Origin of the sequence: Nocardia mikamii NBRC 108933 (genome assembly GCF_001613505.1) — a bacterium.
GTDB lineage: Bacteria > Actinomycetota > Actinomycetes > Mycobacteriales > Mycobacteriaceae > Nocardia > Nocardia mikamii.
This window is the reverse complement of record NZ_BDCM01000017.1, coordinates 35,767-52,181: the sequence shown is the minus strand read 5'-3', so window position 1 is coordinate 52,181 and position 16,415 is coordinate 35,767. Positions and strand designations below refer to the sequence as shown.

Genomic DNA, 16,415 nt, shown 5'->3' with positions numbered 1-16,415 from the left:
CTCGGGACCCGTTCCGCCGGCGCCTCGAGTTTCTTTTGTTGGTCGGGTTGTACGGATGACGGGTGCTGCGATACGTCGCCGCACGCCCTTCGCCGCTACAGGTTCATCGGTACACCCCAGGAGGAGGCGGCCGTGCGCCAAATCACATCGTGTGGGTCACAGCTTAACCATCACGTTGACTTGCTGTCAATGATCGCCAGTCAGCAGTTTCCCTGCTGGTCATGGCGCGTGCGTAAGCGGAAAGGTCTCGCCTACGGCACAATCTGGCAGACATCGCGACCTATTGCGGATCGCTTTCGCGGCGTGATCAACGACCCGGACCACGCAAACTCCCACCCTGTCGGTGCGCATAATTTGCGGCTACGTCGACGAACGTGGTCGCGGCGCGCTACATCGTGCAGGGGAATCGATCGTGGCCTTTTGCAGCTGCGTAATCGCATCTTCGACGTCGAGCGACGGATCCAGTCGAGCCGCCCCGCGGAGCGCGGCGATGGTCTGATCGAGGAGCGCGTCGGCGATGAGTTCGACATCGAACCGATGGCCCAGTTTGTGCCACTGCACAGCGGTTTCGTCGGCGAAAGAGATGGCGGCCCGCAGCATCATCCGTAGCGCGTCATTACCTGGATCCAGCCCGAGCAGGGCGAGCCCCCACTCGAGTGATCGCCGACGTCCCTCCTCGACCGGTCGCCAAGCCTCGGGGTCCGTCCCGCGACCACTCAGGGTCAGGCGAAGAGCAAGCCCCTCGTGCCCGGCGAGGTAGAAGAAGTGGTTGCGATAGAGCTGGCGCATCTGTCCGCCCGCCGGCAGGCGGGGATCGACCTGGTGTGCAGCGTCGAGACCTCGTGAGGCTTCACCCATTGCGGCGAGGTAGATGCCGCGCTTGCTCTTGAAGTAGTGGAACAACAAGCCGTGAGCGACTCTGGCTGCCGAGGCGATATCACGACTGCGACATCGTCGTAGCGACGCTGGGCAAACGCGTCGATGGCGACCTTGAGGACTTTACGCCGTGTCTCTTCTGCTTGAAGTTGCCGCGACGTCGTTCTCGTGCCCACTGTCGACCTTCCGTTGATGACCACTCGGGCTTCAGCTCAGTCGAGCCCTGCGCGATTTGATTATGACCGACTGTGTTCGAGCCTATCGGTAGACCGATTCGAAGTCATTGACTCAAAGTCACCCGAGGGTTACGGTGTGAGGCAGCGCACGGCCTATCGGGACAGACCGAGCCGGCGCCCACCCCTCCGGCCGGATGTCCCGTCGTGCCGGACGTGCCCTCGTCTACGTATCCAACGAAGACGTGCCCCTGTGTGGACCTATCGGAGAAGTTATGACTGTGAATCCGCGCCTCGCCCATCTCGTGCTGCAGACCAACCGGCTGCCCGCCATGCGGCAGTGGTACATCGACGTACTCGGAGCCCGAGTCGTCTTCGAGAGCCCCGTGATGTGTTTTCTGACCACGGACGAAGAACACCACCGTGTGGCTCTTTTCGGACCGCCGGGAGGCGGCCTGCCTGAGCGGACCCCCGTCACCGTGGGTTTGGCGCACACCGCGTTCACCTTCCCCGCTCTGGGGGATCTGGTCGACAAATATCTCGAACTGCGGGAGAAGGGCATCGAGCCTCGCGTGCCCGTGCAGCACGGGGTCACGACTTCGCTGTACTACCGCGATCCGGACGGCAACATGGTCGAACTCCAGATCGACAACTTCGCCACCGCGGAGGAGGCCACCGAGTATATGCACGGAGACGAGTACGGCGCCGATTCCATCGGCCCCAGCTTCGACGCCGGAGCCCTCGCCGAGGCCTACAAGTCGGGAGTCCCGCAGGCCGAACTGACCACCCGCGCATGGGCTCTTGGCAACGAGCAGGTCAACGTCATGGAAATGCTGACGACCTGAAGCGCACGTACATATCGTCAAGCGACCGAGAATGGAAATGTCCAGGATGCGACTACTGAATGTCGACGGCCGACTGGCACTTGAGCGGAACGGTGCTGCGGTCGACGTGAAACGAGCAAGCAACGGCAAGTTCTCCCCGGACCTGCAAGAGGCGTTCGAACGTTGGGACGAACTCCGGCACTGGGCCGAGGGTCTCGATGATCCCGAGGGCGAGGATGTGGATCCGGCCCGGCTCGGCCCGCCCGTGGGGACACCTCGCCAGATCTTCGCGATCGGGCTGAACTACCGCGGCCATGCCGAGGAGAACAGCATCGACCTCCCCGACACCCCGATGGTGTTCACAAAGTTCGCCTCATCCATCACCGGCCCGTTCGGCACGATCACTATGCCTCCGGGATCAGTGGACTGGGAAGTCGAATTGGTGGCGGTGATCGGGCGACGCGCCGAGGGCGTTCGGGAAGAATCCGCATGGGACTACGTTGCGGGCCTGACCGTCGGACAGGATCTTTCGGAACGAAACCTGCAGGTCAAACCGCCGGTGCCGCAGCAATTTAGTCTCGCCAAGTCCTATCCCGGGTTTGCGCCACTGGGGCCTGCCCTGGTGACGCCGGACGCGTTCGCCGATCCGAACGACCTGGCGATCTCGTGTGCGATCGGCCAGGAGACGGTGCAGGAGTCGCGCACAGGAGACCTTATCTTCGGCGTCCCGACACTCGTGTCGTATCTGTCCGGCATCCTTCCGCTTCTGCCCGGCGATCTGATATTCACCGGTACCCCCTCCGGTGTCGGATTTGCCCGCACCCCGCAGCGTTTCCTCCAGCACGGCGACGAACTGGTCACCTCCATCGAGGGGATCGGGTCGATGCGTCACCGGATGGTTTCGACGGAGGGACAGCAGTGATCAGCGATCCCGCCGAGCACGCCGCCGATGAAGAAATCCTATGGGCGCCGTCGCAGGAGGTCATGGCGAAAAGCCGTATGGGACAGTACGCGAATTGGGTCGGGAGCCGATATGGAATCGACCTTCACGGCTATGCCCGACTATGGGAATGGTCGACCAGTGATCTGTCGGCATTCTGGGACTCGATCCGCGAATACTTCGACGTCACCACCGAGGGTGATCCCAGCGAGGTTCTCGTCGACTGGTCGATGCCCGGCGCCCGCTGGTTTCCCAACCTGCGGCTGAACTACGCGGAGAACGTCCTTCGCGGAGACCCGGACCAGCACGTCGTCACCTCACTGTCGCAGACTAGCGAGGCGGTCACGCTGACCCGAGCCGATCTGCGAGACCAGGTCGCCCGGGCAGCCGAGGGCCTGCGCAGACTCGGCATCGAGCCCGGTGATCGGGTCGTGGCCGTGCTGCCGAATATCTCCGAAACTCTCGTCGCGATGCTCGCCGCGACCAGCATCGGTGCGGTATGGGCTTGTTGTGCACCGGAACTCGGAACGCGCAGTGTGCTCGATCGCCTGCGGCAACTCGAACCGAAAGTTCTGTTCACCGTCGACGGGTACATGTACGGCGCCAAGCCGATCGATCGAGCCGACGAAGTCGCCGAGATCCGCGCCGGACTGCCCACGGTCACCACCACAGTCCATGTGCCATATCTGGACCCGGCCAGTGCCCCATCCGGGACGCTGTCCTGGACGGATTTCCTTGCGACAGAGGGTGTCCTGTCATTCGAACGCGTGCCGTTCGCCCATCCGCTGTGGGTGCTGTTCTCCTCGGGAACCACAGGACTTCCCAAGGCGATCGTGCACTCGCACGGCGGCATCGTTCTCGAATTGCACAAGGCGCTGGGACTGCATTCCGACCTCGGCGCCACCGATCGCTACTTCGTCTTCTGCACCACGACTTGGGTGATGTGGAATATCCAGGTCTCGGCATTGCTGGTCGGCAGCGCTATCGTCCTGTTCGACGGCGACCCAACGCATCCGTCACCGGCGGAGCTATGGCATATCGTCGCACAACATCAGGTCACTGTGTTCGGCGCTGGCGCCGCCTTCTTGATGAACTGCCGAAAGGCCGGGCTCCAACCGAGCAAGGATTTCGATCTCACTCGTTTGCGCGGGATGTTCTCCACCGGCTCCCCCCTTCCGGCGGAGGGCTTTCGGTGGGTGTACCAGGCGGTCTCATCCGATGTCTTTCTGCAGTCGACGAGCGGTGGCACCGATGTGTGCACCTCGTTCGTCGGGGGAGCGCCGCTGCTTCCGGTGCGCGCGGGCGTTATTGCGGCGCCCGCACTGGGGGTCCTCGCTCGCGCACTCGATCAGCACGGACGCGAGGTTGTCGGCGAACTCGGTGAACTGGTCATCTCCGCCCCGATGCCGTCGATGCCGGTCTTCTTTTGGAACGACCCCGCCGGCGCCAAGTACCGCGCGGCCTACTTCGAGCACTATCCCGGCCAGTGGCGTCACGGTGACTGGGTGAGCTTCGATTCCACCGGCGCCTGCGTGATAGCGGGACGCTCGGACGGAACCCTCAACCGCGGCGGAATCCGGCTCGGCACCAGCGAGTTCTATTCCGCACTCGAGAACATCGACGAAATCGTCGACAGTCTTGTCATCCATCTCGACGACCCCAATGGGGGAATGGGAACGCTGGTGTTGTTCGTTCAACCCCGCGAGGACACGGAACTGAGCGATGCACTGCGCAAGCGGATCTCGTCCGACCTGCGCAAGCGGCTCTCACCCCGGCACGTTCCCGACGAAATCGTCGCCGTTCCCGCCGTTCCGTACAACCTCACGGGCAAGAAGTTGGAGGTCCCGGTCAAAAGACTTCTCCTCGGTGCGCCGCGCGAAGAAGTCTTCTCCAACGGTGCGATGAGAAATCCCGAGGCTCTCGAGTTCTTCGAACAACTTTCCCCTTCGCGAACGTGGTCGGCGGGCCGAGGAGTGTCGGCAGCCGAAGAGAAATCCGCTACTCATGCTCTAAAAAATTAGGAGTCGTCAGTAATGAAGGCCGCAGTAGTACACACCTGGGGCGGTCCCGAGCAGTTGGTCGTCGAGACAGTGCCCGACCCCACTCCGCGTGCCGGCGAGGTAATCGTCCAGCTTCGCGCCAGCTCTCTGAATTGGCACGACGTCATCGTTCGCCAAAGCGGAAGAGGATTGGAACTCCCGAGCATTCTGGGTATGGACGGGGCGGGCGTCCGTGCCGATACGGGCGAGGAGGTGGTGATCTATCCGTGTCTGAATTGGGGTGATCGGCAGGAGGCGCCGAGCCCCGGATACTCCATCCTCGGCGATGAAACCGACGGCACCTATGCCGAGTGGGTCGCAGTCCCCGAGGTCAACCTGTTTCCGAAACCGCCCCATTTGTCCTGGCAGGAGACCGCTGCCCTGCCGTGCGCTGCGCTGACCGCCTATCGAGCGATGTTCGCCAGGGCGAAACTGCAACCCGAGGAGACACTGCTGGTCCTCGGTGCGGGAAGTGGTGTGTCGACTTTCGCAGTCGCCTTCGGGGCCGCTATCGGAGCGCGGGTCCTTGTTACTTCCTCAAGCCGGGCCAAGATCGGCGCCGCCCGCGAAATCGGGGCTGAAGCAGGCTTCTTGTATACCGAACCGGACTGGGTCGACGATGTCCGCGATGCGACTCAGGGCGGTGTGGACGTCATCATCAACGGCGCGGGCTCGACCTTGGCCGATTCGATCGCGTGCCTGAAGCCGGGTGGCCGGGTGGCCGTTTTCGGGTCGAGTGCGGGACGGACCGCCACGATCGAGGTGCCGCAGTTGTATTTCGGACAGGCGTCTGTCCTCGGAACGACTCTCGGAACCCCTCAGGACTTCCGAGACATGCTCGACCTGGTCGGTAGGTATGAGCTCCATCCGCGCGTTGATTCGGTCTTCACACTGTCCGAAATCGCAGCAGCGCATGCTCGCCTGGAGTCCAGGGACCACATCGGCAAGCTGGTGATCGTCCCCGCGTAAGGAATGGCCAGGTCTGAAAGGCTTGAAAAGCGCCGGATCAGTCCGAAAGACCCGGCCGCTATTCACCTTGGCTGGCTATCGGCGTGGGGCCTGCGATTGCGGCGGGGTGAGAGGGTCCGGCGCCGCGCTTGCGAGCCGCGCCGGCTACTGCTCTGAGCCGACGCGCTCTGGGTCTCCGCGTGCTCCCGGAGACCCAGTGTGAGTCGCGGTGTCGGTGCGCGGCGCCAGGATGTTGCCGGCGACGACGGCTCAGAAGTTGCGCCGGTCGATGGTGTCGAACTCCCAGTCCTCGACCACCAGGCGGTAGGGTGTCCACGATGGCGGGGACGTCGAAGTCGGTGGCTCGTGCGGCGCCGGTGGATTCGACGAGGCCGGTGACGTATTTGGTGGCGGTTTCCATCGTAAACATGCGTTCTCCAGATCTGCGCGGCGAGAACACGTGCATGGTTCGCGCTGGGGCGGCGTTTCGAGGTCGGCATCGATGCTGCTCCTAGCTTTCGGGTCGCCCGCACCTTCGTCGCGGACGAAATGTCTCGGACCAGCATCTATGTCCACGAAAATCGCCAACCATAGTCGATGTCACAAATTGCCTGCCGGATCGTGTGCTTCGGTGCAGCAGATCGAGCTTCTTGTCCGCTGTCTACCGTGCCGGATCCTGCTCTGCGGGACGCCGGTCCGCGCGGCCGCCACGGGGAACAAACGCCGTCCCGATCTGACGGTGCAGCCGTCGTTCATCCGCCCTCTCCTGTGCCCATCGGCGGAGCAGCCGCGGCCGCCACGGCGAACCGATGAGTGCCCGTCCCAGCGCGACCGGATCGCTGAGCTGCGCATCGCTCAGGCCGGTGGCTGCGCTCAGCGCGCCCGGGTAGATCCGGTTGTAGGCGGCGTTGATCGGAGCCGATCGGGTGGGCGGCATGAGCAGCCATTCGGCCGTCATTCGCGTCGGAATCCAGCGGTCGGTGACGCTGCTGGTGTCGACCTCGAGGAGACCGCGTTCATGGAGCCCACGCCAGGGCAGGCAGTGACGGTCGACGCGCGCGGGCCCGTAGGGTCGGGCGTGCAGGTAGAGGGGTTGGGGGAGCATGCTGGTCCGGACGAGGCCGAGCAGCTTCGGCAGACCGAGCATCCGCGCGGTGTGCACACGCGATGGCTCCCGCCAGTCGTGACCGCGAAGATCGGACCGTCCGGGCCGTCGACGCGAACCAGCCCGACCGGGTCGTAGACACTGAACTGAATCACCCACTGCTGCAACGCCTCCGCGGTCGTGGCCTCTCGCAGTGCTCGGCAGATGACCTTCGGGATGTAGTCCCGGCGGCCCCCGAAATCGCCCCACGGCCGATCGGGTGTGTGCACGATCTGCTGGGGGTCGACCCATCCGAGGTAATACGCGAACGATCTGGCCTCAGCGCTCACATCGCGGGGGACCGACCCGGTAGTCGCTGTTGAACGCCTCGATCTCGCCGACCTGCGGGGCAGACGCTTCCAACTCGGCCGCGCGACGTCGCAGCCACTCCACGATCGCCGTGTCTGTTCGGGGTATGCGAGAACGGATCTCATCAATAGCCGCCAAGTCGTCGGCGCGGAGGGTGTCGACAGCCCGCATCCCCAGCTCGCCGATCGTCAGATCCCCGTGGTCGAGATATCCGGCGCCGGCGTGCTGGGGATCCGCGTCGTTGTCCGCGACGTCAGCCGATGCCGACAACAGGTGCCCGCCGCCACCCAGTCGCCGCACGATCTGATGCATCTCGTCAACCGTTCGGCTCCACCCTCGAACCTCGAGTCCATCGAGCTCGGCGGTGAAAACACCAGTGCGATGGCGGCGTACAGGATTCACACCACATCCCCCATTCCTCGCTGAGGTCAACGCCGAAACCGGCACCAACCCAATGCCATTGACGATGCCACACCACCGGGTGCCACCGAACCGCAACCTGCTGTGCGGCCGGCAGGCGGCACACCCTTGGACGTCGTCGGCGGAGGTAGTGGATCCGTCACGCGCGATCGAGACGCTGCGACGACGCTTACGCGGGCTCGCCAGCAGCCAGTCGGAGGGGTTTCCGGAAGGGGCAATAATTCCGCGACGTCCTGTCGACGTTCTGTAGGTCCCTGAAGAATCGGTGATCGGCTGCTAACGGCAGCCCTATTCCACTGGTTCATGCCGTGCCGAACACCGCCGACCTGCGGTTCAGCCCATTTGCGGCGTCTGCCAACCAACCATCTGGACGACCCGCGGATCGTCTACCAACACATCGACCGCATCTGGAAGGGCTGGTGAGCTACCGCGAGATCTACTACCCAGGCTCGGACCGTTCGATTCCGGGGTTGGTGGAAGTCGTAATCTTTGTCAGCGGATCCGGAGGGGAGCGAGTGCCCATGTGCCGAAGGCATGGCTGATGGTAAGGACGATCTGGTCCGGTGCGGCGCCGTCTTCGAGATAGCTCTGCAGGTTCAGCAGGTTATCTGCAGAGTGCACGTGAGCAAATTCGGCGACGTTGTCGAGGTAGCAGAGGTTGTGGTCGAGGCCGGCGGACAGGGTCATGAACCGTAGCGCTTCGGTGTTGATGTTGTTGGTGATCACTTGCCTGACCTGGGCGCGGTCGATGTTCGCACGGAGTAGCACCTCGTCGGCGAGGCCGATGAGGGTGCGGCGGGTGAGCGCGGCGATGGTGTCGGGGGTGGTGGCCGCGCGGATCAGCTGGTTGGTGGCTGTGGCGGTGGCGAGGATTTCGATGCGGGCGGGTTCGGTGGTGACGAGGCAGGCTGCGGCACCATCGCTGACGACGGAGTTGACTTGGCGGAGCAGGCGTTGCTCGGGTGTGGTGCAGGCGTCGGTGGTCACCAGCAGCACGCTGCGGGCTTCGCCCGAGGCGACGAGCGTGCGCGCGAGATGCAGGGCGGTGCCGAAGTTGGCGCACTCGGCGGCCGACACCCCGATCGGTGTGGCGTGGGCCAGGCCGAAACGCTCGCTCAGTTGCAGGAGTTCAGTGTTTTCGATCTGGCCGAACCCGATGGTGGAGGAGGCGAGCATAAGGATGTCGATCTCGGACGCCGGCATCCGTGAATGTTCGAGCGTCTCCGCGATGCAGGTCGCGGCCATATCGATGGGGGAGTCGCGAGCGTGCCGATAGGTGGATAACCCGACCTCGCGCAGGGCATCGAGGAGTCCTGGCTCGGCGGCAATAGGTTCTATTCCTGTGATCGGCCGCGGGGCGCCAGTGGTATGAGCTATCCCGGTCATGAAAACACGCATGATGTTCTACCTTGAAAAGTGCTGTGACACGGACGGTTACTTGCATTCCGCGCTGGCGTTGCTGATGCCGTATGCGACGAGGATGGCGTGCGGGCTGCGGAATTCGCTGATCTGCAGCGAGATAGCGGCCGGACTGGGAGAACCGTTGTGCCGCAGTAGGACCGGTCTGCCGGAGGGGCGCCCGTAGCTGACAGAGGTGGGGTGTGTCGTCCAGAGCTCGGCGAACTGTGGGTTGGCGGCCAGGGTGCGCAGCAGGGCACGAGCATGGTGGCTGTGGCGGCGGTAGGGGCCGATGGCCGCGCGCAGCGCGGCGACCACGTGAGGTGCTTCGTCGTCCCAGTCGATGACCAGCTCGCGCGCGGGCGGCTGGAAGAACCACAGCGCTAGGTTGTTACCGGCCTGACGAAGTCCGGGCAGTGCGTCATAGAGCCGGTCGCTGGCGGTGAGCACGGTCGACAGGGGAGTGGTGTAGGCGCAGATGATGCGCGCGGAATCCAGGTGTGCGATATGGGCGTTGACTTCCGGTGTCGCGATCTGGCGCCGTAGTTCGTCGTCGGCCGGCAGTCGCCGGGGCGGGTTCCACAAGTCGTAGGTGTGGCGACGTTGAGCGGGATCGAGGTCGTAGCCTCGCACGATCCTGGCCAGGGTGTCGATGGTGGGGACGGACCGGCCGTGCTCGATCTTGAATAGATAGGCCGTGCTGATCCGGGCGCGAGCGGCGGCGATCTCGCGTGACCAGCCCCGCGCCTGGCGTAGCTGATCCAACCACAGGTGCAGGTCCGGCACCTCTACCCGCGCGGCGGCGCGGGCGCGTCGGGTACGTCTGGGTGGATGCGTGCCGTCTGCGTGGCCGCGTACTCGGTTCACCCGCCTGTCTCCGTCTCTCCCCGACGCCGTCTCGACCGGATCTGAAATATGAATATTCATAGAGTTCGCGCGCATTCGACGGTGACCGATCACCGTGCTTCAACGCCGCTCGTTGGTGTCGGTGCGGTGGCGAGCGCTGAATTCTGCCCATGACATGGGCGGTTTCTTGGCGGCGAGTAATTCGGCGCGGTCGCGGAGCATGCATTCGGTGCGCAGCTGCACGGCGAATTGCCGAACAAATGCCGCCAATTCGAGGTCGTCGGCGGTGTCGGCGTAGGTTTGGATGAGGTTCGCGGCGTCGCTGACCTGCGACGCGACCTGGTAGCCTCGGTCGAGGTCGGATGACAACAACTCCCGGCGCTGTGGACTCATCATTCAATTCCCTCCCGCATTGCGCCGTGGGCGCTTTCGAACCAAATGTGTTGCACGATGGCATGCCTCGACGATGTGGCAGCCGAAACGCATATACCCCTGTGTATTCATGACCGGCGTCACACCGGATTGTGTGGTTGCGGCCTGTATGCGCTTGCGATCTGGCTCTAGCATTGTGTGCGCAGTGCAGGGGGGCAACGGTTGCAGCGGCCACAACTTGTGGCCGGTCGCTCCACACGATCGACGGGGAGGTAAGACCGTGACGGTACCGGCGAGGTTCGGAGGCCTGGGAGCGTTCGTCGAAAAACGCAGGAAGCAGCTGGATTTGGATCGAGCCGAGCTGGGCCGGCGGGTCGGGCTGGCAGCGGGAACGATCAAGGCGATAGAGCGCGATGAGCGTCCGCTCGTCGACGAAAACCTCCGAAAAGTGCTGGGAGCGCTCGAAATTCAGGAGAATAACGTCCGGCTTCTGGTGTCGGCGAAGGAGGGGCGGCTTCGGTCCGACGACAGTGCGCCCTGTGACCTGGAGCTTCGCGCTATCGAGGCGATCACGGTGCCGGTGTTCATCCTCAACACCGTCATGGGGCGCATCGTGGCCGCCAACCAGGCGTGTGAGTCCCTGATGCATCTGCACGCAGGGGTGAGCATCTACGAGTGGCTGGTCACCGACCCGTGGACGCGGCAACTACTCGGGCAGGACTGGCGCACGATCGCCCACGGCCTGATCTGGGGTGCCGCGCCACTGATCGAGTGCGTGATGCCCGAATGTGAGCGGGAGCGGCTGCTCGAGGTCTGCAGTCGGGTGCCGGAATGGGAGACGTGGTGGACCACCCGCCCCGCCACCGCCGACTACATCTACGGCGCACGCATGACCAACCCCGGGACGGGAGAAACGGTCGACTACTCGTTTACCGCGTCTGAGTTGCGGTTTCCGCCCCGTGTTGGGTGGTGGCAGGGCCAGCTCACCCCGGCGGATCAAGAGTTGGCGCGGGTGAGTGCATGAACGTGGCCCGAGAGGGAACAGGCGGATGCCTGGCGGTCTTCCCTCCGGGCCACGCCCGCCCGTGACGCACACCGTCACGGGGGTCCGGGGCGTCGCCGCCGGCGGCGCCGGTGCTGCGGCGCCGACGGCGAGGTAGGCCGCTGCGGTGGCGTGGCGGCGGTGGCGGTGTGTTCGATGGCGGCGGCGATGTCGGCGGCGGTGAGAAACCATGTTCGCCCGGCCCGATGTCCCGGCAGCGCGTCGGCTTTCAGCTGCCGCAGATACCACGCTTCGGACTTGTGCAGAGCGCGAGCGCCGACAGAGACCGGGTAGGTCGGCTCGTGCGGGGCCGCCACTGCATCTGCGGCGTCCTCAAAATCTGTGGTGTCTATATGCTTATCAGTCGAGACACCAACACCTCCCTCACACTATGAAGCAGGTTGTGCCCCAACGTCGTCCGCGCTCTGATGCCCGGCAGCGCGCGTTCGATACGCCAAGAACAAGCGAACCCCGGGTTCCTCGACGAGCTCGGTGACCTGCACGGTGACGAGCTCCTCCCGGTCGCCCCAGCGGCGCGGAGACGGACCAATGTCGTAGGCGACCTCGACACCGCTACGCCACAGCCCAGCGAATCGGGCCCTGCCGGCGAGCTGTCGAAGGAGCCGGGCTCCCTCCGGCGCATCGCGGAAGCGGCCCAACGCCGCACGCAGAGTCGCCACGAAGAACTGGGCGTCCTCTTCGGGGCCCTGGCGACACGATTCGTCTGCCGCGGAGAATCGCCAGATGGCGAGGTTGTTCTCGGCTTGGTCCAGGCCGGGAAACAGCCTCTGGAACTGCTGGTTGGCTGCCACGACATTCCACAGGGGATCGCAGAAGCCACAGGCAATCGCCCGGGCGTCCCATGTCGCCAACTCTCCTCGGCGACCAGGAGTCGCTATACGCTCACGCAGCTCGTCCAGTGGAGCCAGGACTGCGGCGGGTTCCCACAAGTCGACGGTGTGGCGACGCTGGGCGGGTGAGAGTTCGTAACCGGTGATGATCTTGTCGAGTGTGTCCCGGCGCGGAGTCGCCGAACCAACCTCGACCGATTTGAGATAGGCGGCACTGACGTGTGTGTACTGGCCGGCCAGCTCGCGGGTCAGGTCGCGGTGTTCGCGCATCACCCGTAGCCAGGGCCCGAGGCTTGGAATTCCAACTGGCACATTACCAGCCAAACGGGGCACATCCGGTGGCTGTCGAGCGTCAGGTGAATCGGGTGTGGTGGCGGTCATGAAACCCCCTCGAACGAAGACACTTTCGTACCAACGTATACAGGAAATGGTGAAAAGCTGTCTCCCCCGAGCGCTTTCGTTCATACCAGAATCCCCCGATGGCGGCAACGAATAACCAGCGGTCTCACTGGCGAAGAGGCGCGCTCGACCTCGACCCCACGGCGGTGTTCACGACGTGGTGTTCACCAATCGGCGACGTGCGGGAAAAATTTCGAGGGATACTGGGAGTATCAATTTTCGCCGCTGTCGCAGGTAAATCCACCTCTTTGTGGGGATAGCGCGAGTATATATAAAAACTCCATCCCTTCAACGCCTGGTGAATCACAATTTTCCGCGTTTTGATGGTAGGGCAACTGCTCCTGCTCCGAAGGGAAATTGATTGTGGATCCGATGGTCGTTCTTTCCTGGATCGATACCGGCTCTGCGGCAGTCTCGAACGGACTGACGATCGCCGCCCAGGTGCTCTCGCTCGTCCTTCCGTTCCTCTGACCTGCTAAAACACCGGATCAGCGCCCCGGTCCAGTCGGCATTGACGACGCCGGGGCGCTGATCCCCGAAACGCCACACCATTCATTCCTTCCTTTTCCCTCCCCGCCGTACGAAGGGTTTATTCGGCATGCCGAAAACAGGATTCAGAAACGCCAAGAGAAGAACCCCGACACCCTACAAAGGGTCGGATCGGTCACAGACAGAGAAGTCCCGACCGGCGTCGCTCATGGTTGCCGGTGCTGTCCCGCTGTCGATCGCACTCGCGTGCGCCGGCGCGGCGGGTGCATCGACGGCGTCGATCGCTGACCAGCCTGGCGTTACCAGCCCATCCCAGCCCGGCACCGTGACACCGCTGCCCCCACCTGCGCCGGAACCTCAACCGGAACCGGCACCCGAGCCGCAGCCGGTGTATATCGAGCAGCCGCCCGAGGTCCGCAACGGGTCCACCCCGCGGCCCGAACCTGCCGACGAGCCGGCGCCACCGGTGCAGGTGCAAGACCTGCATCTGCCCGAGCCGGTGGCGCCGGTCGCGCCGATTCAGCCGCCGGACAACACGATTCGTATCGGTCAATGGCAGGCGCCGGCACCGGATTGGCTTCCACCCCAAGTACGTGACTGCATCAACAACACCGCAGCTGGTGCGGAAGCGCAGGTCGCTACCGCTCTGGATTCGATCGGCATCCCGGCAGGGCGCTCGGACCGGGTCAGTGGCGCAACTCTGGCCGGTGCCGGTATCGGCGGCGCGGCTGGAGCGGTGGCGGCCGCACCGGTGGCCATTGCGGGCGCGGTCGTGGGTGGGCTGATCGGCGGCACGATCGGCGGAATCGCCGGTGCCGCAGTAGGAACCGTGGTGCCGGTCCCGGTGGTCGGCACCGTTACCTCCGGCGTCGCGGGAACGGCAGTCGGTGCTGCGGCCGGGGCGGCAGCGGGCGCTGCCATCGCGGGTATCCCTGTTGCGGTGGCGGGCGCGCTGGCCGGCGGAACGGTCGGTGCCGGATTCGGCGTCGGAGTCGGGGTGGGCCAGCCATGACCGCCGCAACGTGCACTCTGAAATCGCTGGCAACGGCCGCGGTGAGCGCGTGTGCCGCAGCGGTGACTGGTCTGGGGAGCGGCGCAGCCGATGCTGTGCCGATCGGTCCCGGTTGCCCAGCGTTGTACGTGATCGGGATCCAGGGCACTGGCCAATCGAACTCCGACCCGACCGCCGACACCGGAGTTATCGGCGCATTGCTGGCCCAGGTCCAGGCCGCGGCTCCGGACCTTGTGCAACACAGCACCATTCCGTACCAGGCGGGTTTCGGCGGGATCGTTCCCGGCGGCGGACCGGCACCGTACGCGGAATCGGCCACCGAGGCGCTGGCCGGCCTCGATGCCGCTGCCATCGACATCACCAACGCCTGCCCCAGCACGTTGCTGGCGGGTGTGGCGTATTCGCAAGGCGCCCAGGCGATGGCGCAATTCGCTCAGCAGGTCGGCGGCGGCAATGGACCGGTCTCGCCGGACAAGATCGCCGGGATCGTGCTCTACGCCAACCCCGACCGGCTCCCGAACTCCCCGGTCATTCCCGGCCGGCCAGGACAAACGGTGCCAGACCCCGCACCAGGCACACCGGGTGCCGCAGTAGCAGCAGTGCAGATCCTCAATCCGCCCGCGTCCGGAAGTGGTATCGCTACCGACGGTGAGGGCTACGGCGCGCTGACCGGTCGTGTCGCTGATATTTGCACCGACGGCGACCTGGCGTGCTCGGCGCCCGACCACGCGGCCCTGCTACGCGTCGGCGCGGAAATCGCCGCCCAGGCCGACCTGTGCGACCCGATCGCGGCCCTGTTGTCGATCAACGGATTGTTCTCGACGGCGATGGGGCGGGCGTGGACCACGGTGCTCGCCGAGGACTTTCACACCGACCCCGGCGACGCCGACTACCTTCCGGGAAAACCGTTGGCGCAGCGACTCATCGACGCCGCCGCCCCCCGAACCCCCGCACCGGGCACGGATCAGGCGCAGGAAGCCGCCCAGCGATGGGATCAGATCACCGCCGCTGCGGCGGCGAACCCGCTCGGCGTCGTGCCGAAGCTGGCCGGCCAGCTCGCCGCCGCCTGGGGCCAGCTGGTGGCCGACAACGCTGATCTGATCAACCCGGCGGTGTGGCTGCACTACGGCGACACCGTCGCCCGCCACAACGGCTATCTCGCCACCGGGCAACTCGCCTCCGGCGTCGCCTGGATGACCGCTCTCGCCCACGACGCCGCAGGACACCAGTCATGAACGACACCGGCACCGACTTCTACACCCCGCCCACCCTCCACGACTCCATCGAGCCCGGCCGCATCCTGCGCATCCGCAGGGCCGACACACCCGGGCTGGTCGGGGCAGGCGCCGCGTGGCAGCTCCTCTACACCTCCACCGACACCCACGGCGAACTCACCACGGCCTCCGGCATCGTGATCGCCCCCGACACCGATCCCGAACTCGCGCCCGGCCCAATCCTGCTGTATTGCCCCGCCTTCCACGGACTCGGCGGACCCTGTGCATCATCTCGGCTGCTGGCCATCGGCGCCGAACCCGACACCGCACCGATCACCGCGGCGCAGGAGCGCGGCTGGATCGTCGCTGTCCCGGACGGGGAAAACCTCGGCATCACCGGCCAGGGCCCGCACACCTTTCTCGCCGCCCGCGCCGCGGCACACCACACCCTCGACCTCGCCCGCGCCACCGCCTCGATCCAGGAACTGAACACGCAGAGATCACCGGTGGTGGCGTGGGGATATGCCGACGGCGCTCGCGCGGTCACCGTCGCGGCGCAACTGCACCGCTCCTACGCGCCGGAGGTGGACCTGCGCGGAATCGCGGCCGGCGCCACCATCACCGTTCCCGGCGCGCTGGCGGCCCAGCTGAACGCCAGTCCGTTTTCCGCGCTCGTGCTGGCCGGGCTCATCGGCTTGTCACGCGCCTACCACCATCTGCCCCTGCGCCACGTGCTCTCGGCCGACGGCCGACAGATCATCGCCGAAGCCGAAACCCACAGTGCCCCGACGCTGCTCGCGCAGTATCGGCGCCCGATCGAGCACTGGTGCGATCGCACACAGCCGTGGACCGATCCCATGTGGCATTACGTCCTGGCCCGCGAAACCATCCCCCTCGACCAGTTACCGGGCGTACCGGTGCACCTCTACCACGGCGCCCGCGACGCGCTGGTCCCGATCGGACAGAGCACCCGCCTGCTGTCGGCCTACCGCGAAGGCGGGGTCGAGGTGAGCTGGCGCAATTACGACCGCGGCCACCTCGACACCGCCCGCGACGCCATCACCGAGACCATCGCGCACCTGGCCGACTACCTCAGCCGACCTAGCGAGGGGTGAAAAG

At 65.2% G+C, this 16,415-nt stretch carries 16 protein-coding genes; 8 read left to right on the top strand and 8 right to left on the bottom strand.

The features are described from left to right. Positions 1–360: 360 nt before the first annotated feature. Entirely contained in the window at positions 361–936 is a 576-nt protein-coding gene (locus NMI01S_RS27150; RefSeq protein WP_084513322.1) for a TetR/AcrR family transcriptional regulator, read from the bottom strand. Between the two features lie 388 nt (positions 937–1,324). Here NMI01S_RS27150 and NMI01S_RS27145 point away from each other — a divergent pair, with 388 nt between their 5' ends. From NMI01S_RS27145 to NMI01S_RS27130, 4 genes are all read left to right on the top strand, one after another. Beyond that, entirely contained in the window at positions 1,325–1,894 is a 570-nt protein-coding gene (locus NMI01S_RS27145; RefSeq protein ID WP_063001554.1) for a VOC family protein, read from the top strand. Positions 1,895–1,931: 37 nt separating this feature from the next. Next, positions 1,932–2,795, top strand: coding sequence for a fumarylacetoacetate hydrolase family protein (locus tag NMI01S_RS27140; protein WP_369689934.1), 864 nt, complete (start codon positions 1,932–1,934; stop codon positions 2,793–2,795). Further along, a complete protein-coding gene (locus NMI01S_RS27135; protein ID WP_218021127.1) occupies positions 2,792–4,834 on the top strand; it encodes an acetoacetate--CoA ligase in 2,043 nt (680 codons plus the stop codon). The genes NMI01S_RS27140 and NMI01S_RS27135 overlap by 4 nt, the downstream gene beginning before the upstream one ends. A gap of 69 nt (positions 4,835–4,903) precedes the next feature. After that, positions 4,904–5,821, top strand: coding sequence for a zinc-binding dehydrogenase (locus NMI01S_RS27130; protein WP_245717050.1), 918 nt, complete (start codon positions 4,904–4,906; stop codon positions 5,819–5,821). Positions 5,822–6,461: 640 nt separating this feature from the next. On the opposite strand, the gene NMI01S_RS27125 is transcribed toward NMI01S_RS27130, so the two are convergent. From NMI01S_RS27125 to NMI01S_RS27105, 5 genes are all read right to left on the bottom strand, one after another. Then, on the bottom strand, positions 6,462–6,947 hold the full coding sequence (locus NMI01S_RS27125) for a hypothetical protein (RefSeq protein ID WP_157126393.1): 486 nt from the start codon (positions 6,945–6,947) through the stop codon (positions 6,462–6,464). Between the two features lie 276 nt (positions 6,948–7,223). Next, positions 7,224–7,565 (bottom strand): hypothetical protein, encoded by a 342-nt coding sequence (locus NMI01S_RS27120; protein ID WP_063001550.1) that lies wholly within the window; start codon positions 7,563–7,565, stop codon positions 7,224–7,226. 600 nt (positions 7,566–8,165) lie between these two features. After that, positions 8,166–9,071, bottom strand: coding sequence for a hypothetical protein (locus NMI01S_RS27115; RefSeq protein WP_084513321.1), 906 nt, complete (start codon positions 9,069–9,071; stop codon positions 8,166–8,168). Positions 9,072–9,107: 36 nt separating this feature from the next. Beyond that, positions 9,108–9,938: a helix-turn-helix domain-containing protein gene (locus NMI01S_RS27110; protein ID WP_167669949.1), complete on the bottom strand. Its 831-nt coding sequence runs from the start codon at positions 9,936–9,938 to the stop codon at positions 9,108–9,110. A 99-nt stretch (positions 9,939–10,037) separates the two neighbouring features. Further along, positions 10,038–10,313, bottom strand: coding sequence for a hypothetical protein (locus tag NMI01S_RS27105; RefSeq protein WP_063001547.1), 276 nt, complete (start codon positions 10,311–10,313; stop codon positions 10,038–10,040). 256 nt (positions 10,314–10,569) lie between these two features. Between NMI01S_RS27105 and NMI01S_RS27100 the strand changes: the two genes are divergently transcribed. Next, positions 10,570–11,313, top strand: a complete 744-nt coding sequence (locus NMI01S_RS27100) for a helix-turn-helix domain-containing protein (protein ID WP_063001546.1) — start codon at positions 10,570–10,572, stop codon at positions 11,311–11,313. A 74-nt stretch (positions 11,314–11,387) separates the two neighbouring features. On the opposite strand, the gene NMI01S_RS27095 is transcribed toward NMI01S_RS27100, so the two are convergent. Then, positions 11,388–11,648, bottom strand: a complete 261-nt coding sequence (locus NMI01S_RS27095) for a hypothetical protein (protein WP_063001545.1) — start codon at positions 11,646–11,648, stop codon at positions 11,388–11,390. Positions 11,649–11,720: 72 nt separating this feature from the next. Next, a complete protein-coding gene (locus NMI01S_RS27090; RefSeq protein ID WP_167669948.1) occupies positions 11,721–12,563 on the bottom strand; it encodes an MmyB family transcriptional regulator in 843 nt (280 codons plus the stop codon). 895 nt (positions 12,564–13,458) lie between these two features. Here NMI01S_RS27090 and NMI01S_RS27085 point away from each other — a divergent pair. From NMI01S_RS27085 to NMI01S_RS27075, 3 genes are read left to right on the top strand one after another with little or no spacing between them, the layout of a single operon-like run. Then, positions 13,459–14,082: a hypothetical protein gene (locus tag NMI01S_RS27085; RefSeq protein ID WP_063001543.1), complete on the top strand. Its 624-nt coding sequence runs from the start codon at positions 13,459–13,461 to the stop codon at positions 14,080–14,082. Continuing rightward, positions 14,079–15,317: a cutinase family protein gene (locus tag NMI01S_RS27080; RefSeq protein WP_084513318.1), complete on the top strand. Its 1,239-nt coding sequence runs from the start codon at positions 14,079–14,081 to the stop codon at positions 15,315–15,317. The genes NMI01S_RS27085 and NMI01S_RS27080 overlap by 4 nt, the downstream gene beginning before the upstream one ends. Beyond that, positions 15,314–16,411, top strand: coding sequence for a lipase family protein (locus NMI01S_RS27075; RefSeq protein ID WP_063001542.1), 1,098 nt, complete (start codon positions 15,314–15,316; stop codon positions 16,409–16,411). The genes NMI01S_RS27080 and NMI01S_RS27075 overlap by 4 nt, the downstream gene beginning before the upstream one ends. Positions 16,412–16,415 lie beyond the last annotated feature (4 nt).